Source organism: Amorphus orientalis, from assembly GCF_030814015.1.
GTDB classification, from domain to species: domain Bacteria; phylum Pseudomonadota; class Alphaproteobacteria; order Rhizobiales; family Amorphaceae; genus Amorphus; species Amorphus orientalis.
Map to the genome: position 1 here is coordinate 1,081,471 of NZ_JAUSUL010000001.1, position 23,700 is coordinate 1,105,170.

23 protein-coding genes are annotated in these 23,700 nt (G+C 66.3%); 14 read left to right on the plus strand and 9 right to left on the minus strand.

The annotated features are described in order from the left end of the window. The first annotated feature begins 26 nt into the window (after positions 1-26). From J2S73_RS04850 to J2S73_RS04900, 11 genes are all read left to right on the plus strand, one after another. Positions 27-1,058, plus strand: coding sequence for a DctP family TRAP transporter solute-binding subunit (locus tag J2S73_RS04850; protein WP_306884302.1), 1,032 nt, complete (start codon positions 27-29; stop codon positions 1,056-1,058). A 14-nt stretch (positions 1,059-1,072) separates the two neighbouring features. Next, a complete protein-coding gene (locus J2S73_RS04855; protein ID WP_306884303.1) occupies positions 1,073-2,035 on the plus strand; it encodes a C-terminal binding protein in 963 nt (320 codons plus the stop codon). A 4-nt stretch (positions 2,036-2,039) separates the two neighbouring features. Further along, entirely contained in the window at positions 2,040-2,648 is a 609-nt protein-coding gene (locus tag J2S73_RS04860; protein WP_306884304.1) for a bifunctional 4-hydroxy-2-oxoglutarate aldolase/2-dehydro-3-deoxy-phosphogluconate aldolase, read from the plus strand. A 26-nt stretch (positions 2,649-2,674) separates the two neighbouring features. Further along, a complete protein-coding gene (locus J2S73_RS04865) occupies positions 2,675-3,325 on the plus strand; it encodes an RraA family protein (protein ID WP_306884306.1) in 651 nt (216 codons plus the stop codon). 16 nt (positions 3,326-3,341) lie between these two features. Continuing rightward, entirely contained in the window at positions 3,342-4,268 is a 927-nt protein-coding gene (locus J2S73_RS04870) for a sugar kinase (RefSeq protein WP_306884307.1), read from the plus strand. Between the two features lie 22 nt (positions 4,269-4,290). Beyond that, positions 4,291-5,004: an SDR family NAD(P)-dependent oxidoreductase gene (locus tag J2S73_RS04875; RefSeq protein ID WP_306884308.1), complete on the plus strand. Its 714-nt coding sequence runs from the start codon at positions 4,291-4,293 to the stop codon at positions 5,002-5,004. 64 nt (positions 5,005-5,068) lie between these two features. Then, positions 5,069-5,557, plus strand: coding sequence for a 2,4'-dihydroxyacetophenone dioxygenase family protein (locus J2S73_RS04880; RefSeq protein ID WP_306884309.1), 489 nt, complete (start codon positions 5,069-5,071; stop codon positions 5,555-5,557). A 110-nt stretch (positions 5,558-5,667) separates the two neighbouring features. Further along, positions 5,668-6,111 (plus strand): acyl-CoA thioesterase, encoded by a 444-nt coding sequence (locus tag J2S73_RS04885; RefSeq protein WP_306884310.1) that lies wholly within the window; start codon positions 5,668-5,670, stop codon positions 6,109-6,111. A gap of 89 nt (positions 6,112-6,200) precedes the next feature. Next, on the plus strand, positions 6,201-7,406 hold the full coding sequence (locus J2S73_RS04890; RefSeq protein ID WP_306884946.1) for an acyl-CoA dehydrogenase family protein: 1,206 nt from the start codon (positions 6,201-6,203) through the stop codon (positions 7,404-7,406). A 49-nt stretch (positions 7,407-7,455) separates the two neighbouring features. Beyond that, positions 7,456-8,478, plus strand: coding sequence for a phosphotransferase family protein (locus tag J2S73_RS04895; protein WP_306884312.1), 1,023 nt, complete (start codon positions 7,456-7,458; stop codon positions 8,476-8,478). Positions 8,479-8,730: 252 nt separating this feature from the next. Then, positions 8,731-10,431: a sensor domain-containing diguanylate cyclase gene (locus J2S73_RS04900; protein WP_306884313.1), complete on the plus strand. Its 1,701-nt coding sequence runs from the start codon at positions 8,731-8,733 to the stop codon at positions 10,429-10,431. 98 nt (positions 10,432-10,529) lie between these two features. Here J2S73_RS04900 and J2S73_RS04905 read toward each other — a convergent pair whose 3' ends face one another. Beyond that, positions 10,530-11,918, minus strand: a complete 1,389-nt coding sequence (locus J2S73_RS04905) for an acyclic terpene utilization AtuA family protein (protein WP_306884314.1) — start codon at positions 11,916-11,918, stop codon at positions 10,530-10,532. An 8-nt stretch (positions 11,919-11,926) separates the two neighbouring features. Then, positions 11,927-12,724, minus strand: a complete 798-nt coding sequence (locus J2S73_RS04910) for a GntR family transcriptional regulator (protein WP_306884315.1) — start codon at positions 12,722-12,724, stop codon at positions 11,927-11,929. 163 nt (positions 12,725-12,887) lie between these two features. On the opposite strand from J2S73_RS04910, the gene J2S73_RS04915 reads away from it, so the two are divergent. The 3 genes from J2S73_RS04915 (at position 12,888) to J2S73_RS04925 (ending at position 16,180) form a co-directional block, all read left to right on the plus strand. Continuing rightward, complete coding sequence (locus J2S73_RS04915) at positions 12,888-13,247, plus strand: AtuA-related protein (protein ID WP_306884947.1); 360 nt, start codon at positions 12,888-12,890, stop codon at positions 13,245-13,247. Positions 13,248-13,261: 14 nt separating this feature from the next. Next, positions 13,262-14,227 carry a TAXI family TRAP transporter solute-binding subunit gene (locus J2S73_RS04920; protein WP_306884316.1) on the plus strand — a complete coding sequence of 322 codons (966 nt, stop codon included), beginning with the start codon at positions 13,262-13,264 and terminating at the stop codon, positions 14,225-14,227. A gap of 81 nt (positions 14,228-14,308) precedes the next feature. Continuing rightward, complete coding sequence (locus tag J2S73_RS04925; RefSeq protein WP_306884317.1) at positions 14,309-16,180, plus strand: TRAP transporter permease; 1,872 nt, start codon at positions 14,309-14,311, stop codon at positions 16,178-16,180. 8 nt (positions 16,181-16,188) lie between these two features. On the opposite strand, the gene J2S73_RS04930 is transcribed toward J2S73_RS04925, so the two are convergent. The 7 genes from J2S73_RS04930 to J2S73_RS04960 all read right to left on the minus strand — a co-directional run bounded on the left by J2S73_RS04930 (position 16,189) and on the right by J2S73_RS04960 (position 23,679). Next, positions 16,189-17,076 (minus strand): intradiol ring-cleavage dioxygenase, encoded by an 888-nt coding sequence (locus tag J2S73_RS04930; protein ID WP_306884318.1) that lies wholly within the window; start codon positions 17,074-17,076, stop codon positions 16,189-16,191. 11 nt (positions 17,077-17,087) lie between these two features. Next, complete coding sequence (locus J2S73_RS04935; protein ID WP_306884319.1) at positions 17,088-18,842, minus strand: FAD-dependent oxidoreductase; 1,755 nt, start codon at positions 18,840-18,842, stop codon at positions 17,088-17,090. Between the two features lie 74 nt (positions 18,843-18,916). Continuing rightward, on the minus strand, positions 18,917-19,996 hold the full coding sequence (locus J2S73_RS04940; RefSeq protein WP_306884320.1) for a branched-chain amino acid ABC transporter permease: 1,080 nt from the start codon (positions 19,994-19,996) through the stop codon (positions 18,917-18,919). Positions 19,997-20,014: 18 nt separating this feature from the next. Next, positions 20,015-20,878, minus strand: a complete 864-nt coding sequence (locus tag J2S73_RS04945) for a branched-chain amino acid ABC transporter permease (protein WP_306884321.1) — start codon at positions 20,876-20,878, stop codon at positions 20,015-20,017. Further along, on the minus strand, positions 20,878-21,582 hold the full coding sequence (locus tag J2S73_RS04950; RefSeq protein ID WP_306884322.1) for an ABC transporter ATP-binding protein: 705 nt from the start codon (positions 21,580-21,582) through the stop codon (positions 20,878-20,880). The genes J2S73_RS04945 and J2S73_RS04950 overlap by 1 nt, the downstream gene beginning before the upstream one ends. Beyond that, positions 21,582-22,301 carry an ABC transporter ATP-binding protein gene (locus J2S73_RS04955; protein WP_306884323.1) on the minus strand — a complete coding sequence of 240 codons (720 nt, stop codon included), beginning with the start codon at positions 22,299-22,301 and terminating at the stop codon, positions 21,582-21,584. The genes J2S73_RS04950 and J2S73_RS04955 overlap by 1 nt, the downstream gene beginning before the upstream one ends. 85 nt (positions 22,302-22,386) lie before the next feature. Continuing rightward, positions 22,387-23,679, minus strand: a complete 1,293-nt coding sequence (locus tag J2S73_RS04960) for an ABC transporter substrate-binding protein (protein ID WP_306884324.1) — start codon at positions 23,677-23,679, stop codon at positions 22,387-22,389. Positions 23,680-23,700: the final 21 nt, after the last annotated feature.

The following is a 23,700-nucleotide window of genomic DNA, read 5'->3' on the forward strand; positions in this document are numbered from 1 at the left end:
AGAGCCGAACACAAGGAGGAAATCTGATGTTTTCCAGGGGATTGAAAACCGCTGCCCTGCTTGGCGCCGCCGCCTTCGTGGCCGGTGCCGCAAATGCCGAAACGATCCGCTACGCCCACTTCCAGCCCGGCTCGCTTGACCAGCCGAAACACGCGGCCGCGCTCGCCTTCAAGTCGCATGTCGAAGCGGCGACCGGTGGCGATGTGACCGTGGAGATCTTCCCCGCCAGCCAGCTCGGCTCCGGCCAGGAGGTTATGGAGGGTCTGCAACTGGGCACGATCCAGCTCGGCGTCGTGCACGACGGTCCGATCGGCTCGGCGTTCCCGCCCTTCCAGGTGTTCCAGATCCCGTACGTGTTCGACAATCAGAACGTCGCCTGGACCGTGCTGGACGGCGAGTACGGCGACAAGGTCGCCGACGCCATGCTTGAGCAGACCGGTATCCGGCTGATGGGCTATGCCGACAACGGCATCCGCCACTTCACCAACAACGAGCGCCCGATCGAAAGCCCGGCCGACATGGAGGGTCTGAAGATCCGCGTTCAGCCGAGCCCGGTCTTCCAGCGGCTCGTGGAAAGCCTCGGCGCCAATGCCACCGTGGTCGCCTGGCCCGAACTGCCGAGCGCGCTCGCCCAGGGCGTGGTCGACGGTCAGGAGAACGGCGTGACCAACATCCTGGCGGCCGATCTCTACGAGAACCAGGACTACATCTCGCTCGACGGGCACGTGTACAGCCTGCACGCCTACATGATGAACAACGACTTCTTCGAGGGTCTCGACGAAAGCGAGCAGCAGGCCGTGCGCGAGGGTATCGAGATCGCCAAGTGGATCCATCGCGGCATGACGGCGGCGCAGGACGCCAACGCTCAGACGATCCTCTCCGATGTCGGCATGGAGGTGACGTCGCTCAGCCCGGATCAGATCGCCGAATTCCGCGCCAAAGCCCAGGGTCCGGTGGCTGAGTGGGTCGCCGGCGAGGTTGGCCAGGAATGGGTCGACGGCCTGTTCGAGGCGGTGGACGCCGCGAAGCCCGCCGGCGGCTCCGGCGAAGGCCAGTAAGAGGCCGCTGACTTATGTCCGAACACGGAGCCAAGGTCGTCGTCGTCGACGGCGGCTATGACCACTACGACGCGGAACGCGCCATTCTCGCGCCCCTGGGGGCGGAACTGGTGGTGGCTCCGTGTGAGGGCGACAGCGAACGCGTCGTCGACGTGGCGCACGATGCGGATGCGGTGCTCGTTCGCGAGACGCCGCTTCCCGCGTCGACCCTGGAGCGGTTGCCCCGCTGCCGGGTCATCGTGCGCTACGGCGTCGGCACCGACAATATCGACCTGGCCTATGCCGCCGATCACGGCATCCAGGTCGCCAACGTCCCGGACTACGGCGTGGAGGAGGTCTCCGAGCACGCCGTGGCTCTCCTTCTTGCCGTCAAGCGTCGACTGTTCGAGCGGGATGCGGCCGTGCGCGAAGGGCGCTGGGGCGACGTCGCGAAGACACCGATCCATCGGACCCGCGGAACGGTGCTCGGTCTGATCGGTGCCGGCCGGATCGGGGGCGCCTTCATCGCAAAGGCGCGGCCGCTCGGGTTCGGGCGCGTGCTCGTCCATGCGCGCGACCGTCTGCCGGAGGGCACCGAACCGGCCGAGATCGATCGGATCTGCCGCGAGGCCGACGTCATTTCGCTGCACGTGCCGCTGACGGACTCCACACGCAACATCATCGACGAGCGCCGTCTCGGGCTGATGAAGCCGACCACGATCCTGATCAACACCGCACGGGGCGGCTTGATCGACGAGACGGCATTGGCCGAAGCGCTCGCCGCGGGACGGCTGCGCGGCGCCGGCCTGGACGTCTTCGCTGAAGAGCCGCTGCCGGCGGGCAGCCCCCTTCGGAAGGCCCCGAACTGCATCCTGACCGACCATTCCGCCTGGTTCTCCGAAGAAGCCGTCCAGGACCTTCAGCGCAAGGCGGCTGAAGAGGTCCGGCGCGGCCTGACCGGCGAGCCGCTCGTCAATCCCGTGCGGCCGGGGAGGTAGGGGCATGATCGAGAAGCTGCACGGAAAAGCGATCCCCGTCGTCCGCACGGACCGCGAGGACACCGCCCGTCGTCTGGTCGACTGGCTGGGCGAGGCCGGGATGACGATCTTCGAGATCACGACCAGCGTCCCCAACCACACAGCCATCGTCCGCGATCTGGCCCGGGAGATGGACCTTCTGGTCGGCATGGGCACGGTCCTGGATGCCGAGACGGCCGAAGCCGCCGTGGCGGCGGGCGCGGCGTTCCTGGTGTCGCCCTGTGTGGTGCCCGAAGTGATCGCCGTCGGACGTGCCGCCGGCGTGCCGGTCATCCCCGGCGCCGCCACCCCCACGGAGGCGCTGACCGCGCATCGCGCAGGCGCCGCGGCCGTCAAGCTGTTCCCGTCGCGGCAGCTTGGGGGACCCGGATTCCTGAAGGCGGTGGCCAGCGTTCTGCCGACCGTCAGCCTGGTTCCGACCGGCGGCATCGAGATCGACGACGCGGGCGACTATTTCGCGGCCGGCGCATTCGCCATCGGTCTCGGGAGCCAGCTTGCGAAGGAATCCGAGATCGAAAGCGGCGACAAGGCCGCCGTCATCGAAAGGGCGCGCCGACTGGCCGCCTACACCTGAATACCGTCAAGACAAGGAGACGCTCGATGAGCCTCGAAGAGTTGGTAGCCGGCTTCAAGGATGCCGCGATCGCATCGTGCGCGGATGCCTGCGACAAGATCGTGGGACGCCGGTGCTACATGGACCATGCGATCGCGCCGCGGATCAACGAGAATAAGATCGTCGGGCCGGCGGTCACCGTGCTCGAGGTGCCGACCGACGAGGTCCTCCCGCCCGAACACGCGCTCGATCTGATCGACGAAGCGGATGCCGGCAGCGTCATCTGCATCGGCATCGGCAAGGATGCCGACGTCGCGGTCTGGGGCGGGCTGATGACGGCCGGCGCGGTGGCCAACGGTCATGCCGCGGCCGTGCTGGACGGGGCGGTGCGCGACATCGTCGAGATCCGCCGCGACTATGATTTCCCGGTCTATGCGCGGTCCGCTTCGCCCGGCACGACGCTTGGCCGCGCGCGGACCGTGGCGTCGAACGTTCCCGTCGAGGTCGGCGGCATTCTGGTCCATCCCGGCGACATCATCGTCGGTGACGTCGACGGTATCGTTGTCGTTCCGCGCGATCACGCCGAAGAGGTCCTTAAGATGGCCCGCGAGATCGATGAGCGCGAGGCCGAGCAGGCCAAGCTCATCATCGAGGAGAAGTCGCTGCGGAAGGGTCTGGCGAAGTACGGCCGGATTTGAGCGAGCGGAGGCTGTGATGCCCGATCTTGTCTGTCTCGGCGAAGCGCTGCTGGAGTTCAGCTCCCAGCAGCGCGACGGCCAGACCTTCTATCTGCAGGGCTACGGGGGCGACACCTCGAACTGCGCCATCGCCGCCGCCCGCCAGGGCGCCAGTGTCGGTTACGTGACCGCGGTGGGCGACGACGCGTTCGGTCGGGAGTTTCTGGACCTTTGGAAACGCGAAGGGGTCGAAACCGGTGGCGTCATCGTCGATCCCGACGCGCCGACGGGCATCTACTTCATCACCTACGCGAACGGCGAGCACGAGTTCAGCTATCGTCGCGTCGGGTCCGCCGCCAGCCGGATGACGCCGCAAAGCGTGCCGCTGGACATCGTCCGGCAGGCGAAGATCCTGCACGTCTCCGGCATCAGTCAGGCGATCAGCGATACCGCCTGCGATGCGGTCTTCGCGGCCATGACGGCCGCCCGGCAAGCGGGCGTCCAGGTCAGCTACGACACCAATCTCAGGCTGAAGCTCTGGCCGATCGAGCGGGCGAGGGCGGTTATCCATGCTGGCATGGCGATGGCCGACATCGCGCTGCCGGGCCTGGAGGACGCCCGCCAGCTCACCGGTCTGGAAGACCCCGACGCCATCGTCGATTTCTACCTGGCGCTCGGCCCGAAGGTCGTGGCGCTGACGATGGGATCGGCTGGAACCATGGTGGCGACGTCGGACCTCAGGGAAACGGTGCCGGTCCACAAGGTGGACCATGTCGACGCGACCGCCGCCGGCGACATGTTCGACGGAGCCTTCCTAGCCCGTCTCATGGCCGGTGACGACGTCGTAACCGCCGTCACCTACGCCAACACGGCCGCCGCGCTCTCCACGCTCGGCTATGGTGCGGTCGCACCGATGCCGACGGCAGAGGCGGTACGGAAGGCTCTGGCGGAAAAGGCGACGTGAGGATGAGGGAAGGCGCGGCAGCATGACAGGCAGCGATGCCCCGATCGCATTCGTCACGGGTGGCACCGGCGCAATCGGACTCGCCGTAGCCGTGGCCCTGCGCGACGCCGGATATCGCACCATTGCCGCCGCGCTTAGCGGAGGAACGGCGGCGCTCCCGGAGGGAATCGAGGGTCGTGACCTTGATGTGTCCGATCCTGCGAGCATTGCGGCGTCGCTTGCCGACCTTTCGTCCGTGTCGGTTCTGGTGAATGCCGCGGGCATCACCGCACGGGAAGGGCGCGAGTTCGATCCGGACGTTTTCTGCCGTATCGTCGACATCAACCTGAACGGGGCGATGCGCATGTCGATGGCCGCCCATCCGCTGCTTCGCAAGGCGAAGACGGCGGCGGTCGTCAATATCTGCTCGATGCTGAGTTTCTTCGGCAGCCCGACGGTTCCCGCCTATTCCGCCAGCAAGGGCGGGCTTCTGCTCCTGACAAAATCGCTGGCGGCCGCGTGGGCGGAGGAGGGCATCCGCGTGAACGCGGTGGCGCCCGGCTACATCGAGACCGACCTGACGCAGGCGCTGCACACCCATGACGCTCACCGCACGCGGATCGAGGCGCGCACGCCGATGGGGCGCTGGGGCAAGCCGGAGGACGTGACCGGCGCGGTCCTCTTTCTGTGTTCCCCCGGGGCGGGTTTCGTGACCGGTGCCGTGATCGCGGCGGACGGCGGCTACTCCGCCATCTGAACACGACGGCGCGGGACATCTTCGTCTCGTGTCCGTCCGCATCGCATTTGAGGAGAGAGGACCGATGACGCAGCCATCGACGGTTCATCCGCTGTCCCCGCCGGAACTGGTGGTGACGGGCGAGCCCGACGACGAGCGGGTGTGGGTCCCCCAGGACGAGAACGTCTGGTTCCGCCCGCTGCTTCTGAACACCGTCCAGGGGCAGTGGTGCAATCTCCTGCGGGTCCGCAAATCCGGGGTCCTCAGCCGCCACATCCATCCAGCCCCGGTGCACGGCTTCGTCATCAGGGGAAGCTGGCGCTATCTGGAACACGACTGGATCGCCAATGCGGGCGACTATGTCTTCGAGCCGCCCGGGGAAACGCACACCCTGATCGTGGACGGCGAAGAGGAGATGATCACCTTCTTCAACATCTCCGGCGCCATGATCTACGTGGACGAGGCCGGGGCGATCGTTGGGCACGACGACGTCTTCACCAAGATCGACATGTGCCGGGCGCACTACGAGCAGTGCGGTCTCGGCGCCGACTATGTGGAGCAATTCGTCCGCTAGCCATTTCTCTTCGCGGAGTGGACCGGCATTGTCCTCGGCCGACTTCGTCGGGCAGATTGTCTGCGCTTCCGTTTTGGAAGCCGCGCAATGGCCATCGGGAGGGCAAGAGAATGGACACGACGCCGGCCACGGACCTCGAGCTGGGCGCCTTCGTGGTGCATCCCTGGCACATCGACCAGTTCGGGCACATGAACGTGCGCTGGTACGCTCACGCCTTCGACGATGCATCCTTCCTGCTCTGGCAGCGTCTGGGCCTCACCCTGTCGGAGATGGTCGAGGCCTACGGCGTCCACACCGTCACCCTTTCGGCGACCACCGGCTTTCTGGCCGAACTCAATGCCGGCGATTGCGTGCGCAGCGTGGGCGGTGTGGTCCGGCTCGGGACCAAGAGCATCACGCTCGGCTTCAAGCTGGTCGGATATGACGGCACAGAGCACGCCACCTACGAGACCGTCGAGGTGTTCGTCGACGCCAGGACGCACAAATCCGTGGCGATGCCGGACGAGGTGCGCGCGAAACTCGAGACGGTTGCTGCGCCATCCGCCGGCCAATGATCGCTGCAGATCGAAAGGGACTGGTCCGGGCCAGTCTTTGAGGCGCGACGGCCGGAGAAGCCGTGCGTCCGGAATATGAGGAAGCCGCCATGGACTATCACATTCCCGCGCATGTCGAGGACCTTCGCGCCGCCATCGCGCGCTTTGTCGAGCGGGAAATTGTTCCCTGCGAACAGGACCCGGCGTGCTGGGACGCGCATGACAATATCGCGTCGGGTGCCCTGGAGAGCCTGCGCGCCAAAGCCCGGGAAGAGGGATTGTGGTGTCTGCAGCTCAAGCCGGAGACGGGCGGCCGCGGCCTCGACAAGGTCGGGATGGCGGTCTGCTACGAAGAGATGAACCGCTCCATCTTCGGTCCCGTCGTGTTCAACTCCGCGGCGCCGGACGACGGCAACATGATGGTGCTCGAAAAGGCCGCTGACGGCGCTCAGAAGGAGCGGTGGCTGAAGCCGATCGTCGAAGGGCGGGTTCGCTCGTCCTTCGCGATGACCGAACCGCATCCGGGCGGCGGATCGGATCCCGGAATGATGCTGACCACCGCGACGAGGAAGGGCGACAGCTATGTCGTCCGTGGACGCAAATGGTTCATCACCGGCGCGGAAGACGCGGAGCATTTCATTCTGGTGGCGCGCACGTCGGACGACGAGCGGCGCGGGCTCACCGCGTTCCTGTTCCATCGCGAGGAACCCGGCTGGCAGATCGAGCGCCGCATCGGCATCATGGGGCCGGAGGAACACGGCGGGCACTGCGAACTGGTCTTCGATGGACTGGAACTGCCCGCGGATCGGATCCTTCTCGGCGAAGGCATGGGGCTGAAGATCACGCAGATGCGGCTCGGTCCCGCCCGGCTCACCCACTGCATGCGCTGGCTCGGTCTGGCGAAGCGCTGCACGGAGATCGCGGACGAGTACGCCAAGAACCGGTTCGGCTTTGGCACGCGTCTGGCCGACCGGGAGAGCATCCAGATCAAGATCGGCGATCTCGCCATGGGTATCGAGGTTGGCCGGCTCCTGGTGATGAAGGCGGCCTGGGCCCTCGATCAGGGCAGCTTCGCCAGGAAGGAGATTTCGATGGCGAAGATCCACGTCGCCAACCTTCTTCACAAAGCCGCTGATGTGGCGATCCAGATCAACGGCGCGCGCGGCTACTCGCGCGATACCCCGCTGGAGTGGATCTATCGCTACGCCCGGCAGGCGCGGCTGGTCGACGGTGCCGACGAGGTTCACCAGATGGTTCTGCACCGTCACTTCGCCAGTGAAGGGTGGGACTTCTGGAAGTGGCCGGTGACCCCGTAGTGACCGGTGTGATGACAGGTCGGGACATCCATCGAGCGGAGGCGGAACGATGAACATCGACCTGGCCGCCTTTCAGGCCTGGCTGCAGAACAAGCTTGGGTCCGGCGCGGAGATTTCCGTCGAGCCGGTCGCCGGGGGGCAGTCCAATCCGACGTGGTTCGTCGAGTGCGGCGGGTGCCGGCTGGTGCTGCGCAAGAAGCCCGCCGGCGATATCCTTCCCGGTGCTCACGCCGTGGAGCGGGAGTTCCGCGTCCTGAGCGCCCTGTCCGACAGCGTCGTGCCGGTTCCGCGGGTGCTGTGGCTGGAGGAGGACGAGACGGTCCTGGGCACGCCGTTCTACGTCATGGAACGCCTGGATGGCCGCGTCTTTTCGAAATGCGACCTGCCTGGGGTCCCCGAAGCCGACCGCCGGGAAATGTACCTGGATATGGCCCGAACCCTCGCGGCGCTTCATTCGGTGCGCCCGGAGGAGGTCGGCCTCGGCGATTTCGGCCGGCCGGGCGACTACTTCGCTCGCCAGATCCGGCGCTGGTCTCGGCAGTACGAGGAGGCGGAAGCCGAAATCCCGGCGCTGGACGTGCTGAAGGACTGGCTGCCCGCGAATACGCCCCGGGACGATGGCGCTTCGGCAATCGCCCATGGCGACTTCCGGCTCGGAAACCTGTTGTTCCACCCGACCGAGCCAAAGGTGATCGCCGTCCTGGACTGGGAATTGTCGACGCTGGGCCATCCCCTGGCCGACCTGGGATTCTGCGTGATCCCATGGCACAGCTCGCCGGACGAATACGGGGGGCTGCTGGGCACACGGTGGCGGGAGAGCGGGATCCCCACCCGCGATGAGTTCGTGGCAGAGTATTTCGCACACGCGCCCACTCAGCCCCCGCTGCTGCCCTTCCACGTGGCGTTCGCCCTGTTCCGCTTCTCGGTGATCTTCGTCGGCATCGCCGAGCGCGCGAGAAAGGGCAATGCCGCCGCGGCCAACGCCAGTCAGGTCGGACCGCTGGCCGAGCGCTTCGCCGAGCGTGCGCTGGAGGTCGTCCGCGGCGAACGGATGCCGTTCAAATCCAGATGAGTTGACTTCGGGCAAGCTCATTAAAGTTCTGATTTTTTTGGTTTTTGCCGATCGCACATTTCTGTGCAAGCATGGGTATTGCGCGAGCCAGGCGCTGGCTCAGATCGCGCCCGTTATCGGGTGGCGGGATCTTTTGTGGCTTCCGCTGTCTGCGACGCGGTGCGGTCTGTCACAGATGCGTCCTGACGCCCTCGTAGGGTGAACTGCCGTGACCCTCGACTTGGAAGCTGCTGGCTTCAATGAATAGGCGAAATGATCGATCGCTCCGAAGCGGATCCTGGTCTCACCCGGAAGTCCGAGACGCTTTTCCGCCAGCTGGCGGATGACAAGGTTTTCCGAAGGGATCTGCTGCGCTGGTTCGGCGCAACGTTCCTGGTCTCCGCATCGATTGCGATTTTCATCATCGACGAAATCCACGATCGGGAGAGATCCAGACGTCTCGCCGATGTCCGGCGGACGGAAATCGGCATCATGTTTTCCCAGCAAAGCGCCATCCGGGAGCGGCTGAGCCTGGTCCGGTCTGACGCCATCTTCCTGCGAAATGAATATCAGAGTGCGCTTGCCGTGACCGATGGTGATCAGCAAGACATCAACGATATCGTGGAAGATGAGCTGTCCAATTTTTCCGCTTCGCGAGGGACCTACGACAGCATAAGCGTCCTCTCGAATTCCGGTCGTGAAATCCTTCGCGTCAACTACGGAGGCGGTTCGCCGATCCGGGTGACGCAGGATCGCCTTCAGGACAAATCGTACACCTCCTACTTTCGCGATGCGGCGTCCCTCGACTACGGCGAAATTTTTGTTTCGCGGTTGGGTCTCAACGTGGAAAGCGGTGAGATCGAGCGGCCCTTCAAGCCGACGATCCGGATTGCCACCCAGATCCGCGGTCAGAATGGCGAGCCTGTTGCGCTGCTGGTCCTGAACTACCTGGCGAGCGCCTTGCTGCTTGCGGTGGAAACCAGCGCGGACCTGTCCAATGGCATCCCGATGATGGCGAACCGAGAGGGATACTGGATGGTCTCTCCGGTGCCGCCTCCCAAATGGGGCTTCATGTTTCCCGGCGGTCAGGAAGACCGGATGGCTGAGCTCTATCCGGAGACCTGGAAAGCGGTATCGGCCGGGACCTCGAACCAGGTCCTCACAGACGAGGGGCTCTTCACCTACAGCGTCGTGGAGCCGATTCGGGATATCATGAGCGGCCTGCGGAATTTCGAAGGGTTCGTTCCGCCGCGGGTCCGGCAACCGTCCTCCCAGGGGTGGCCCCAGTGGTACGTGGGCACATTCGTCGACGGGGAGACCCTGGAGGAGATAACCGGCGAACCGTCCCGCGCGACACAGATCTATTCGGTGATGATCCTGGCGCTGTGCTTCGTCGGATCGGCGGCGCTCTCAATTGCGCTGGCGGAATCCGGCAGCCGCAGGCGCGCGCTCGTGACGATGGCGAATCTCGATGCCCTGACCGGTTTGCACAACCGGCGCTCTCTCGAAGAGAACCTCGAATTCGAGATTGGGCGCGCCCGACAGACCGGACAACAGATCCTCGTCGCCTTCATCGACATCGACCGTTTCAAAACGATCAATGACCGGCTCGGACATTCTGCCGGGGATCGTGCTCTGGCAGATATCGCCTCCACGATCGACGATGAGATCTCTTCGGTGACCGCTGAGAGAAAAAGCGACGGGAGACCTCTGCGCCAACCGGTCATCGCCCGTTTCGGCGGAGACGAGTTCGTTGTCGTGTTCCCGGACGTTGGTCGTGTTCCGAATGTCGACGGTCTGCTTTCCCGGCTCGCCGAGCGCATCGGCTCGCTGGAATGGGACGGACTGACCGTCGGGGCCAGTATCGGGACGGCAATCTTTCCCGCAGATGGGCAAAGCTCCGACGAACTGCTCGATCGCGCGGATGCCGCCATGTATGCGGCGAAACAGTCAGCGGACCGTCCTGATCAGTAAATGCGTGACCAGCGTCCGCATGAGCCGCAGGACGTCGTATTCGGCCTCAAGGCCTTCTTCGGGAATGCAGCGGCAATCGTCGTTTCGTGTTGTTGCCGTCACCCCCGCATTTCGACATCCGTGTTCGGCTCCGCACCGAACCGGAAGCCGGTCGGCGTCAGGTCGCGCGGCACAAGAAACGAGCGGGTTTCGATCCGTGGGCTGACCCGGGTGCGGACACCGCCGCCGCCGGCAGGCCCGCAGCAATAAAGCGCCGTGATTTCCTGGAGCGCCCCCTCCACGAGGTTTCGCTGCGGGGCGCGGACGGCCAGCCGCACCCGGAAATCGTCGCCACCCAACCCGTCGTTGTCGGCGCGCAGCGCCCCATCGTCGTTGTCGAACGCGCTGGTCGCTCCGATGATGTCGATGCGGTGGCGGAGGGTCAGATCCCTGATCTTCAGTCTCTTGCGGATGATGTCCGCGGCGAGCTCCGATCTGGCCAGGGCATTGGGCCCCGCATAGGAGATCTCCGCCTCGCCGAGCCAGTCGCCCCGATAGCCGACCGTTGCCTTCAAGCGCTCCGGCCGCGGCCGTCCCCGTGCGCCCTTCACGGCGACCCGGTCGGGACCGACCTGTTCGATGTCGACTTCGGTGATGTCGAGCACGATGTCGGGCGTCAGATAAGCGGCGGGATCGTGGATCTCGTATAGCAGCTGTTCGCGGACGGTCCTGAGGTCGACCAGCCCGCCGGTTCCTTCCGGCTTGGTGATCACGAAGCTGCCGTCTGCTTCCACCTCGGCGATCGGAAAGCCGATCGCTTCCGGTCGGGACACGTCCTTGAAACCGGGATCGGCGAAGTAGCCGCCGGACACCTGTGACCCGCATTCGAGCAGATGCCCGACCAGGGTCCCGGCCGCGATCAGGTCGAGGTCGGTCCAGTTCCAGCCGAAGTGGGCGACGAGCGGCCCAAGCGCCAGCGCGGGATCGGCGACGCGGCCGGTCACGACCACGTCCGCGCCGGCGGCGATGGCGTCGGCAATGGCCGCCGCCCCGATATAGGCGTTGGCGGCAATCCGCTCACCGGCCGGCGGGGCCAGGCCGCCATCGCCCTCCCAGGGTTCCAGCTCGGCGGTGTCCAGGGCGCTCGCGATGTCGTCGCCCTCGACCACGGCGATCGTGAGCTTCTCCATGCCCCGATCGTCCGCGAGCCGCGAAATCAGACGGGCGGCGCCGTCCGGATTTGCGCACCCGAAATTGCCGACGATGACGATCCCCGCCTCCTTGCAGCGGGCGAGGATCGGGCCGACCAGGTCTGCCAGAAGCGGCTCGTACCCCTTGTCCGGGTCGCTGAGGCGGGCGAGATGGCCGAGCGCTAGCGTGCGCTCGCCGATCGTCTCGAATATGATCGCCCCGCCGCCGCCGGCAGCCGCGATGGCTTCCACCACGGGCAGTGCGGCATCGATCCTGTCTCCGGAAAAGCCCGCTCCCGATCCGATCCTGTACGTCATCTCGCGCCTCATGAGCCGACGATGGAAAGCTTCAGTGCGTCGGCGACGTCCTCCGCCGCCTCGTTGCTGCTCAGATAGTATTCCTTCGGCCAGCGGATGTGGTCGCGGCACAATTCCACGAGCCGGTCGAGGTGACCCGCTTCCAGCGCGGCGATCATCGCGAAGTGCTCCGCGATCGCGGTTTCCCTCAGGTCCTGACTGGAAAATCCGCGACTGCGGATCGGCTGGGTCATCACCGAATAATGACGGATCGCCGCCGAAAGCTCGGGATTGCCGGCGCCGGAATAGAGCTTCTCGTGAAAGGCGTTGTTGAGCCGGGAGAGGTCCAGATAGCGCTTGTCCGCGGACGCTTCGCGATGCTTGTCGGCCAGCGCCTTGAGCTCCTCGATGAACTCCGGCGCAACCGGCCGTTCCATGCGGGAAGCGGCCAGCGTCTCCAGCGCGGTGCGGATCTCGTAGAGGTCCTCGACCTCCTTTCGGGAATAGTCCCGGACCTGGGCGCCTCGATTCGGTTGGCGCAGCACCAGCCCCTCGCGCTCCAGTTCGTCCAGGGCCCGGCGCACCGCATGCCGCGTCGCCTCGAAGCGAAGGATGAGATCGTCTTCGACCAGGCGCTCGCGCGGCTTCAAGCGGCCGAGCAGGATCGCTCCCTGCAGGCTCTCGTAGATCTCCGCCCAGGCTTGCGGCTTTCTCCGTGCGGGGCGCGTCCCGGTCTCCGACATCTCCGCGCTGGGCTCCTCATGCGCTTGGCTCCAGATCGGCGAACCATACCGCTCGATGCTGGTCGCCACAATCATTGTTGACATTATCGATAATCATTTTGATGATCATCGTCACGAGAGCGGTGGAACACGGACCGCGTCAAGAAAGCTCCGTTCCGCGGCGCAGGAGGGTCGGATCGGGAAGATTCGAAGCCGCGTCCGCCGACGTGGGCGGAACGGCAACTCGGGGAGGTCGTGCTTGGAACGCGTGCGGGTACCGCTCAACCGGCTGGCCCATGGCCGGTCCGGCGACAAGGGGAACCGGCAGAACATCAGCGTGATCGCCTACAGGGAGGACGCATACCCCGTCCTCGTTCGCGAGGTGACCGAGGCGAGGGTTCTGGACCTGTTCCGCCATCGCGGGGCCAGCGCCGTCACGCGGTACGAACTGCCGAAGCTGCTCGCGATGAACTTCGTCATAGAGGATGCCCTTGAAGGGGGCGTCAACGCTGCCCTCGCGCTCGATACCCACGGAAAAACGAGCGCATTCCGGCTTCTCTCGCTTGAGATCGAGGTGCCAGCCAGCCTCCTCGATCCCGACACTCGACCACCGGAAAACACGGACTGAACGGGAGGAAACTGATGAAAAGAACAGCCATTGCGCTCGCCGTCGCGGCACTCGTCGCCACGCCGGCCGTCGCCCAGGACCGGATCGCCATCGGCACGACGTCGTCGTCGTCCAGTCACTACGGCTACTTCGTCGCCGTATCCCAGTTGATCAATGAAAAGGTCCCCGAGGTGGAGGCGAACGTCGTCGAGACGGGCGCCAGCCTCGACAACCTGCGCCGGCTGCAGCGTGACCAGGTCGATCTGGGACTGGTGACGACCAACGTCGCCTACGACATCTACAACGGCCGTGGCCAGTTCGAGGGGAAGGCCTACAAGCCGCTGACGCTATGGGTCTATGCGTCGGCGCCTCAGAACGTCATCGTCCGCAAGGATGCCGGCGTCAGCAAGCTGGACGATCTCGCGGGCAAGGAATTCAATCCGGGCATCACCGGATCGGCGACCGAGGCGACGTCCGAAGCCGTCTTCGGCGCGCTCGGCATCGAGCCGGACTGGGCGCGCGGGTCTACCGGTGACGTGGTCAACCAGATCAAGGACGACCGCGTCGTCGGCTACGTCAAGAGCGGCTCCGGCAAGCGGTTGGACTCCTCTTCGATCGACATCGCCACCCTGACGCCGATCTCGATCGTCGGATTGAGCGACGTCCAGGCCGCCACCGTCGCCGAGAAGTTCCCGAACCTCTCCGTGCTCTCGATCGGCGATAACGTCGCCGGCGAGGGTTACCCCGCCTACAAGACCTGGGCCTTCGGCGTCGCCGCGGTGGCGCAGCCCGATCTGGAGCAGGAGATGGCGTACCAGATCACCAAGGCCGTGGTGGAGGACAACACCGCCCAGGCGGCGGCATTCTCCGGGCTGAAGGGCTCGGACATTCCGCAGATGACGATGGAACTGGCCACGACGCCGCTGCATCCGGGCGCCATCCGCTACTACGAAGAGATCGGCGTGGACGTTCCGGATCGGCTCCGTCCGGCCAGCAACTGATCGACGACGGGCACGACCGCGGCCGGCAGCCGGCCGCGGCTTCGTCTTCGGGCGGATTTCACCTCTGACGGGAGGCCGTTGATGGCCGAGAAGTTGCGTCGCGGCGTCGCGCTCGTGATCGGTGCCTTCGTGCTCTACACGGCAACGGCCGGCCCGTTCGATTCCCTGGTCCAGCGATCGCTGATGGTGGCGCTGGTGATCACTCTGGGCTTCCTGTCCTATCCGCTCAGGCCTCCGGCGCGGCTGCGCTATCTGGCGATTGCGGTCGACCTCGTGCTGTGGACCGGCGCCATGGCCGCCTGCTTCTACGTCACCTTCAGCGCCAACTGGATCATGACCAGCCTGCCGATGGCGGGGCCGCTCGACATTGCGCTTGCCGCGGTGCTGGTGGTCACGCTGCTGGAACTCGCCCGCCGCACCGTCGGTCTTGCGTTCCCGATCCTCGTGCTGATTGGACTGGCCTACGTCTTTCTCGGCCATCTCATCCCGGGCCGGCTCGGCCACCGCGGCTACGACCTCCTGTTTGTCACGGAGACGCTCTATCTGTCGGACATCGGCGTGTGGGGCTCGCTGACCGGCATTGCGTCGACGATCATCGCGGCCTTCGTTCTGTTCGGGGCGATGCTTTTGCGGACCGGTGGCGGCGACACCTTCATGGATCTCGCTTTGCTCGTCTCCGGGCGGACCGTCGGCGGCGCGGCCAAGATGGCAACGGTCGCCTCCGCCTCGTTCGGAACCGTCAACGGCAGCGCCGTTGCGAATGTCGCGACGACCGGTACGATGACGATCCCCCTGATGAAGCGGATCGGCTACCCGGCGCCAATCGCCGCGGCGGTCGAGGCGGTGGCTTCGACCGGCGGGCAGATCACGCCGCCGATCCTCGGCGCTGCGGCGTTCATCATGTCGGAAATGATCGGCCTGGAATATCTGCGGATCGCGCTCGCCGCGCTGATCCCGGCAATCCTGTTCTATTCCGGTACGTTCCTCACGATCCATCTGATCGCGCTTCGCCAGCGGATCGGGTTCGTGCCGCCGGAGGAGATCCCGTCCGCGCGCACGGCACTCGCACCGCTTCGGCTGATACCGGTGGTATTCGGTCTTGGCGCGCTGATCTGGATGCTCGTCTCCGGGCGCTCCGTTGCGCTGTCCGCAGCCGCCGGGGTGATCGCGATGATCGTGCCGTTCGCGATCGCCGACCTTGCCGTCCGCCGGCGTCCGCTCGACACGATCGGCAAGCTGCTCGCGGGCCTGGTGGAGGCCGGCAACGGCATCGTCATCATCGCGCTGATGCTCGCCGGCGCGCAGATCCTTGTCTCGATGATCAACCTGACCGGGGTCGGGGTGACGCTCTCCTCGCTCACCGTCGCGCTCGGCGGCGAGAGCCCGGTCCTCGTCGGCCTCATCGTGGCGCTCGCCTGCCTCGTGCTCGGGATGGGTATCCCGACCACTGCCGCCTATGTGCTGGTTGCAGCCGTGATGGCTCCGGCGCTGATTGCGATCGGCACCGAGCCGCTGGTGGCGCACATGTTCGTCTTCTACTACGCCACGATCTCCGTGATCACGCCGCCCGTCTGCATCGCCGTCTTCGTGGCCGCGTCGATCGCCAAGACAGATTGGTGGCCGGCGGCGCTGAATGCGGTCCGGCTCGGCGCGGTCACCTACATCGTGCCGTTCATGTTCCTGTCCTATCCGGGGATGTTGTGGTCGGGATCCGGCGTCGCGATCGCCGAGGCGGCGCTGTCAGGCGCGATCCTGGTCGTCGCCTCGTCGCTGCTCCTGTCCGGAACGACCGTCCGCGGCAGCCGCTATCTGGCGGGCGCGCTCTATCTCCCCGCCGCGGTCCTGGCGATCGTTCCTTCGGAGATCGCGCTGATCGCCGCCTTCGGACTGACCGCCCTGGGGATTGCGATCGGGCGCCCGTTCCGGCAGGTCGCCGTCGTTTCGGCGTCCTGAAACCCGCGTCAGGCCGTGGGTCGGGCCAGCACGAAGTCGTGCTCGACCTCCCAGAACCAGCCGTCACGGAATTCCAGCTCGGCGGCGCGGTCGGCGTCCTCGACCCGCTTGAACTCGGCGAGCAGGCTCTCCTTCACCCCGAATACGGCATCGGATTCGATGTAGCGGTCGTCGGGATCGAAGATATGGGTGGTGAGCGTTTCGAAGCCCGGCGCCGAGATGATGTAGTGCAGGTGTGCCGGCCGGAACGGATGGCGGCCGAGCGCGCCGAGCAGCTGTCCCACCGGCCCGTCGTCGGGGATCGGATAGAATTTCGGCTTCACCGCCTTGAACCAGTAGCTGCCGTCCTCGCCGGTGCGGAACACGCCGCGCAGGTTGAAGTCCGGCTGCAGGCCCTTCTGCTGGACGTCGTAGAAGCCCTCGTCGTTGGCCTGCCATACGTCGATCTTGGCGCCGGCGACCGGCTTGCCCTCGGTGTCGAGGATGCGGCCGGAGACGACCATGTCCTCGCCCTTGGCGTCGAGGCAGATGTTGGCGCCCATCTCAAGCTCCGGCGCGCCCTGCACGTGGAACGGGCCGAGCACGGTGCTCTCCGAGGCGCCTGACGGCTTCCGGTTGTTGATGGCGTCGACCAGCATCGACACGCCGGTGACGTCCGACAGCAGGATGAACTCCTGACGCCACTCGTTGCACATCTGGCCGGTGCGGGTGAGGAACATGATCGCCTCGAACCACTCCTCCTGGGTCGGCTCGATCTCCTTCACCGCTTCGTGCAGCTTCCGGGTCACGACCTCCATGACCTCCTTGAGCCGCTCGTTCTTGGCGTTCTTGTTGCGGCCGGTCACCACTTCCACGGAGTTTTCTTCCGTGAAGAAGCCTTTCTCGTGCGCTTCCATCGTCGGTTTCCTCATTTGTCCAGAACGGAGCGAAGCACGCGTTCGAGTTCTCCCGCGGTATCGGCTGCAAGGTGCTCCGAGCGCCAGGCCACGTGGTGATCGGGTCTGACGAGCACCGCGCCGCTGTCGGATATCTCGCGGGCGCGGGCCCAGTCACCGTAGTGGTCCTGCCACTCGCAGCGCGGACCGATGACGTGGCAGACGATCTCGACGCCGAGCGCCTGGCCGACCTCAGCCGCCGCCTCGCACCAGGCTTCGCCGCCGAGCCCGGTCAGCAGCGTCAGAACGCCGTGGCCGCTCAGGTCGAGTGTCGAGGCGCGGGTGCCGTCTTCGGCGAACAGCCAGGCGTGCGGCAGCCGGGCGCCCGGCCAGGTGGTCTGCTCGAAGTGCAGCTCCGGATCACGGGTGAACGCCGGCTCCGGCTGCCCGTCGGTCACCGCCGCGGAAGAGCGGTAGCGCTGGTTCATCTCCACGCCGTGGGCGTCGAACTCGTAGACCTTGGCCGCGATCGCCTCGCGCAGCGCGCGGCGCTGGTCCTCGGCTTCCGGCGTGCCCTCGCAGCGCCGGTCCATGTTCTCCTGCATCTTCACCGGATCGACCGAGTCCAGAAGGCCGAGCGACTGGAAGATCGGGCCGAACTCCTCGATCGACTGGTTGGCGCGGGTGACGATCTGCTTGGCGACCGGCGCGCGCTCGGCGTCGTAGCTTTCCAGCAGGCCGGGACCGGCCCAGCCCTTCAGCACGAAGGCGAGCTTCCAGGCCAGGTTGAAGCCGTCCTGAATCGACGTGTTGGAGCCGAGCCCGTTGGAGGGGGGATGGCGGTGGGTGGCGTCGCCCATGCAGAAGACGCGGCCCTTCGACATCTCGGTCGCGTACATGTTGTTGACGGTCCAGGTGCTGGCGTCGACCAGCTCGATCTGAAGCTCCGGATCTCCCACCAGGCTGCGCGCGACCTGGGTCGCGAACGCTTCGTCGACCACCGGCGGCGGCTGGTTGATGTCGTAGCCCCAGTTGATCAGCCAGCGGCTCCACGGCCGGATCATCCGCACCAGCCCCATGCCGATGCCTCCGACCTCCGCGCCGGGCTGCAGCACCCAGTAGAGGACCGAAGGACGGTGGGCGACATACTTGGAGAGGTCGGCGTTGAAAATGATGTTCATTGAGCCGGCCACGCCCATCCGGCCTTCCATCTTGAGGCCGAGATCCTCGGCCACCTTGGAGTTTCCGCCGTCGGCGCCGACCAGATATTTCGAGCGGACGGTGAACTCCTTGCCGCTCAGCCGGTCGCGGCAGGTGGTGGTCACGCCGTCCGCGTCCTGCTCGTGGGAGAGATATTCCGTCGACATCCGCGCCTGGGTGCCGCGGGAGCAGGCGGTCTTGAACAGCACCGGCTCCATGTAGGTCTGCGGGCAGTCGTTCATGTGCGACGGGGAGGTGAGGATATGCTCGGCGCGGGAGTTCGGGTGCGTGCCCCAGGTCCTGAGACGGCCGAGTTCCTCGCCGGCGAGCGACTCGCAGAACACGTTCTCGCCCATCAGGTCCTGTTCGGTCGCAAACAGATAGGCTTCCTCCTCCACTTCCCGGCCGAGATCGCGCAGGACTTCCATGGTGCGCTGGTTGGTGATGTGGGCGCGGGGCGTGTTGGCGAGCCAGCGGTAGCGGTTGATCGCCATGTTCTCGATGCCGTAGCTCGACAGGAGCGCTGCGGTCGCCGATCCGGCGGGGCCGGTGCCCACGATCAGGACGTCGGTGGTGATGTCGGCCATCGGGGCCTCCTCCTTCCGTTATGGCGGGGTGGTTCGGCCGCCCCGTCTGCTTCTGCCGACGCGGAGGCGCCGGGTCAGGATTCGGGTGTGTCGGTCGGTGGCGCGTCGTCCTCGACGATCAGGCGCCGGCGGATCGGGAACAGCTCGATGCCGGTGCGGGCGCTGACGAAGCCCCAGATCCCGCGCGGGGCGAACAGCATGACGGCGATGCCGATCAGGCCGAGGATCAGGAGGTACCAGCTGCCGTAATCGGCGAGCGAGTTCTGCAGCAGGAAGAACACCAGCACGCCGACGATGGGCCCCTCGAGCGTGCCGATCCCGCCGATGACGACGATGAAGATGACGTAGGCGGTCCAGTCGATGACGGAGAAGGCGGCGTCCGGCGAGATTCGCGCCGTCTGGACGTAGATGAGCGCGCCGCAGAGCCCGGTGCCGAAAGCGGCGACCAGATAGACGAAATGCTTCATGCGGGTGCCGTCGACACCGACGGCGCCGGCCGCGGACGCATCGTCCCGGACGGCGGCGAGGCCGAGCCCGCGCTTGGAGCGCAGCAGCCGATAGATGAAGGCGATCGTCAGGACGGCCAGGGCCAGCGCCAGCCAGTAGGTCATCACGTCGCCTGCTGCCGAGGATTTGAGACCGAGCCAGTCGCCCAGCGCCTCCACGCCGATCATGTCGCGGGTGGCGGTGCGCGGCAGCGAGGTGCCGGTGCCGCCGCCGAGCGCCTGCCACTGGGCCACGACGAGGCGGACGACCTCGGCGATCACCCAGGTGCCGATGGCGAAGTAGGCGCCCTCCAGCCGGAACACGAAGAATGCGGTCGGAATCGCAAGCAGAACGGCGGCGACGCCGCCGATCAGGATCGCCACCACCGGGTCCAGCCCGGCCAGCGACACGGCGGCGAACATGGCGTAGGCACCGAAGCCGACGAAGGCCTGCTGACCGACCGACACGAGGCCGGCATAGCCGGCGAGCAGGTTCCAGAACTGGGCGAGCACCAGCATGGTGAGAATGAAGAACAGGTCCTGCACGGTGCCGCGGGAGACGAACAGCGGGGCGGCGATCGCGACGGCAACGAGCACAAGCGCCACGACCAGCGAGATGCGGGAGGCGGCAGTCTGGGTCTTCACACGGTAGCGCGGGGAGGGGGCCATGGTCGCGTCCTCCCCGCTCTAGCCGACGGTCCGCGGGAACAGGCCCCGCGGCCGCAGCAGCAGCACCACCAGGAAGGCGACGTGGCCGGCCAGGATCTGCCATTCCGGATTGATCGCGGCGCCGACGGCCTGGGAGACGCCGATGATGATGCCGCCGAACAGCGTGCCCCAGAACGAGCCGAGGCCGCCGATGATCACCGCCTCGAAGGCGTAGATCAGCCGCGCCGGCCCGACCGTCGGATCGAAGTTGGCGCGGGTGCCGAGATAGAGCGCGGCGATCGTCACTACGATCATGGCAATTCCGGTCGCCTTGGCGAACAGCGCGGGGGCCCGAATGCCCATCAGTCCGGCCGTCACCGGATCGTCGGACGTCGCTCGGAAGGCGCGGCCGAGCGCGGTCCGGTAGAAGAGCTGGTTGAGAGCAACGATCACCAGGATCGCGGACAGGAACGTCAGCACCGGCATGACGCCGACGTTGAGACCGCCGAGTGCGATCGACTGGGTCTCAAGCGCGCCCGCCGGGATCTTGCGGCTGTCGGCGGAAAAGCCCTCCAGCAGCGCATTCTGGATGACGATGGAGAGGCCGAAGGTCACCAGCAGCGGCGGCAGGATGTCGTCGCCCAGCGTCCGGTTGAGGACCACGTACTGCAGCGCCCAACCCACGGCGAACATGACCGGTGCGGCGATCAGCGCGGCGGTGAACGGATCGATGCCCAAAGCGGAAACCAGGACCAGGATCAGATAGGCCGCGAGTACGATCAGGTCGCCGTGGGCGAGATTGACCAGCCGCATGATGCCGAACACCAGGCTGAGCCCCGTGGCGAAGAGGGCGTAGAGTCCGCCCAGCAGCACCCCCTGCACGATGGTGTCGATCCACTGCATCAGGCCACTCCGAAATAGGCATTGTGGATGGCGTCACGCGACAGCTCGGCGGGGGTGCCGGCGAGTGTGATGCGGCCCTCCATCATGCAGTAGACCCGGTCGGCCACCTTGAGCGCCTGCTCGATGTCCTGTTCGACCAGCACGATGGCCGCTCCCGAGGCGCGCAGCTTCGGCATGACGGCGTAGATGTCGCGGATGATCACCGGCGCGAGGCCGAGGCTGAGCTCGTCGCAAAGGAGCACGCGCGGGTTGGACATCAACGCCCGGCCGATCGCGACCATCTGCTGCTGGCCGCCGGAGAGCGCGGTGCTCGGATTGGCTCGGCGTTCCTTCAGGATCGGGAACAGCTCGTAGACGCTCTCCAGCGACCACGGGCCATCGGCCTTGCGCCCGTAAGTGCCGATCTGGAGGTTCTCCTGGACGGAGAGCGAGGGAAACAGCTTTCGCCCCTCCGGCACCATGGCGATGCCACGGGCCATCACGTCGGGCGCCGCGAGCCGGCCGATAGCGGAGCCGTCGAAGCGGATCGCGTCGGCCTCGTTGGCGAGCACGCCGGAGAGCGAACGCAGGAGCGTGGTCTTCCCGGCCCCGTTGGCGCCGATGATGGCGATGATCTCGCCGGCATCGACGGCGACGTCGACGCCGAACAGCGCCTGGAAATCGCCGTAGAAGGCGGTCAGGCCCGATGTCTCCAGAAGCGCCATCAGACCTCGATCCCCAGATAGATCTCGCGCACCTCGCGCGAGGCCATGACGGCGTCGGGCTTGCCGTCGGCGATGATGCGGCCGAAGTCGAGCACCACCAGGCGCTCGACGACCGAGGTCAGCGCGTGCAGCACGTGCTCGATCCAGACGATTGTGGTGCCGCCTTCGTGGATGGCGCGGATCGTCTCCACCAGCGACCGGCACTCGCTCTCGGTGAGGCCGCCGGCGATCTCGTCGAGAAGGAGAAGCTTCGGCTCGGTGGCAAGCGCCCGGGCCAGCTCCAGCCGCTTGCGCTGCAGCAGGGGCAACTGGTTGGCGGCGGTGTTGGCGCGCTCCAGAAGCCCGGTCCGGCGCAGGATGTCGGCGCAGCGGTCGGTGACCTCGCTCTCGGAGCGGCTTGCCCCGAAGGCGGCACCGACGACGAGGTTCTCGAAAACGGTCAGCCGGCCGAAGGGGCGCGGGATCTGGAAGGAGCGGCCGAGCCCAAGGCGGCAGCGGTGGGTCGCCGGCCGGCCCGTCACGTCGGAACCTGCGAAGGCGATCGTGCCGGCGTCGACGGCGACGCGGCCGGTGATCAGGTCGAACAGGGTCGACTTTCCGGCGCCGTTGGGGCCGATGATGCCGAGCGCTTCGCCCTCGGCGACCTCAAGGGTCACGTGGTCGGTGACCTTCAGGGTGCCGTAGGACTTGCACACGTTGTCGAGGCGCAGAAGCGACACAACCGTCGTCCTTCAGGGTGAGCGGGCAGGGGCAGAGGCAGCGCCGGCGCGAAGCCGCACCGGCGCTGCAGGGGCGGTCAGCCGGTCAGCTGATCGGCTCCATCTTGCCGGCGGTCGGGATCTCCGGCGCGGTCTGGTTGTCGACGATGACGAGGTCGTAGCCGCCGCCGTCCTTGAGCCGCCACTGGCCACCGACGAGCGGAGTCTTGGCGACGTTCTTGGCCGCGAACGGGGGCACGCCCTTGCCGTTCCAGGCGATCGGGCCGACCAGTGTGGTCATGTCGGTGGCGGCGATCGCATCGGCGACGGCATCGGCGTCGGACGGGTCGTCGACCCGCTTCATCGTGTCGAGCGCGATCTCGAACAGCGCGTGAACGAAGCCGATCGGCTGGGTCCAGGGCCGGCCGCTTTCCGCTTCGTATGCGTCGGCGAGCTCCTTCGAGGTCTCGCCGCTGAGCGATGACTTGAACGGATGGTTCGGCGACCACCACACTTCGGAGGAGAGGTTGTTGCCCTGGTCGCCAAGCGCCTCGACCGCCTGCGGAAACAGGATCGCCTTGCCGATCGAGGCGATCTTCGGCGTGAAGCCCTGCTGCTTGGCCTGGTTCCAGAAGGTGGTGAAGTCCGGCGGGATCATCACGCCGGTGACGATCTCCACGTCGTCGCCCTTGAAGGCGTTGATCTGGGCGGAGAAATCGTCGTTGAGGTTCTGGTAGCGGCCCGGATCGACCAGGCTGTAGCCCTTTTCCTTCAGGACCGGCGGGAAGCCGACATTCGGATCGCCCCAGGCGTTGCCGTCGGCGTCGTTCGGGAACAGGCCGCCCACTTTCTTGTTGGTCTCGAGTTGGCCCCACATGTTGGTGAAGACGGCGATGACGTCCTCCAGCCCCCAGAAGAAGTGGTAGGCGTACCGGAACGGTTCCCACGAACCCGGATCGGTCGGGTTCGCCTGCTGGCCGATGAACCAGGGCTGCCACGGCGCAACGGTGGAGAGGCAGGGGATCTCCTCGATCTCGCAGGTCGTGGTGACCGGGTTGGTCGTCTCCGGCGTGGAGGCGACCAGCATCAGGTTGATCTCGTCGTCGATGATCAGCTCGTTGGCGACCTCGGCGGCCCGGTTCGGGTTGGACTGGCTGTCCTTGACGATGACCTCGATGTCGAGGCCGGAGTCCGCCACCTGCTTCTTGAACCGGTCGATGATGAAGCCGTCGGCCTCGGCGAACGCGGCGAGCGGGCCTGTCTGCGGGCTCACGTAGCCGAGCCTGATCTTCCGGCCCTGGGCGATGGCCGGCATCGGAAAGCCGGCTGTTCCGGCGACCGCAGCGGCTGCGGCTGCGGTTCCCATGAAGCGGCGGCGGGAAATCGACTTGGAAATCATGCTGTCCTCCCGTTTTCTTTT

Coding starts and splice junctions, on each gene's coding strand:
- J2S73_RS04850 (WP_306884302.1), top strand. CDS start 27: ATGTTTTCCAGGGGATTGAAAACCGCTGCCCTGCTTGGCGCCGCCGCC.
- J2S73_RS04855 (WP_306884303.1), top strand. CDS start 1,073: ATGTCCGAACACGGAGCCAAGGTCGTCGTCGTCGACGGCGGCTATGAC.
- J2S73_RS04860 (WP_306884304.1), top strand. CDS start 2,040: ATGATCGAGAAGCTGCACGGAAAAGCGATCCCCGTCGTCCGCACGGAC.
- J2S73_RS04865 (WP_306884306.1), top strand. CDS start 2,675: ATGAGCCTCGAAGAGTTGGTAGCCGGCTTCAAGGATGCCGCGATCGCA.
- J2S73_RS04870 (WP_306884307.1), top strand. CDS start 3,342: ATGCCCGATCTTGTCTGTCTCGGCGAAGCGCTGCTGGAGTTCAGCTCC.
- J2S73_RS04875 (WP_306884308.1), top strand. CDS start 4,291: ATGACAGGCAGCGATGCCCCGATCGCATTCGTCACGGGTGGCACCGGC.
- J2S73_RS04880 (WP_306884309.1), top strand. CDS start 5,069: ATGACGCAGCCATCGACGGTTCATCCGCTGTCCCCGCCGGAACTGGTG.
- J2S73_RS04885 (WP_306884310.1), top strand. CDS start 5,668: ATGGACACGACGCCGGCCACGGACCTCGAGCTGGGCGCCTTCGTGGTG.
- J2S73_RS04890 (WP_306884946.1), top strand. CDS start 6,201: ATGGACTATCACATTCCCGCGCATGTCGAGGACCTTCGCGCCGCCATC.
- J2S73_RS04895 (WP_306884312.1), top strand. CDS start 7,456: ATGAACATCGACCTGGCCGCCTTTCAGGCCTGGCTGCAGAACAAGCTT.
- J2S73_RS04900 (WP_306884313.1), top strand. CDS start 8,731: ATGATCGATCGCTCCGAAGCGGATCCTGGTCTCACCCGGAAGTCCGAG.
- J2S73_RS04905 (WP_306884314.1), bottom strand. CDS start 11,918: ATGACGTACAGGATCGGATCGGGAGCGGGCTTTTCCGGAGACAGGATC.
- J2S73_RS04910 (WP_306884315.1), bottom strand. CDS start 12,724: ATGTCAACAATGATTGTGGCGACCAGCATCGAGCGGTATGGTTCGCCG.
- J2S73_RS04920 (WP_306884316.1), top strand. CDS start 13,262: ATGAAAAGAACAGCCATTGCGCTCGCCGTCGCGGCACTCGTCGCCACG.
- J2S73_RS04925 (WP_306884317.1), top strand. CDS start 14,309: ATGGCCGAGAAGTTGCGTCGCGGCGTCGCGCTCGTGATCGGTGCCTTC.
- J2S73_RS04930 (WP_306884318.1), bottom strand. CDS start 17,076: ATGGAAGCGCACGAGAAAGGCTTCTTCACGGAAGAAAACTCCGTGGAA.
- J2S73_RS04935 (WP_306884319.1), bottom strand. CDS start 18,842: ATGGCCGACATCACCACCGACGTCCTGATCGTGGGCACCGGCCCCGCC.
- J2S73_RS04940 (WP_306884320.1), bottom strand. CDS start 19,996: ATGGCCCCCTCCCCGCGCTACCGTGTGAAGACCCAGACTGCCGCCTCC.
- J2S73_RS04945 (WP_306884321.1), bottom strand. CDS start 20,878: ATGCAGTGGATCGACACCATCGTGCAGGGGGTGCTGCTGGGCGGACTC.
- J2S73_RS04950 (WP_306884322.1), bottom strand. CDS start 21,582: ATGGCGCTTCTGGAGACATCGGGCCTGACCGCCTTCTACGGCGATTTC.
- J2S73_RS04960 (WP_306884324.1), bottom strand. CDS start 23,679: ATGATTTCCAAGTCGATTTCCCGCCGCCGCTTCATGGGAACCGCAGCC.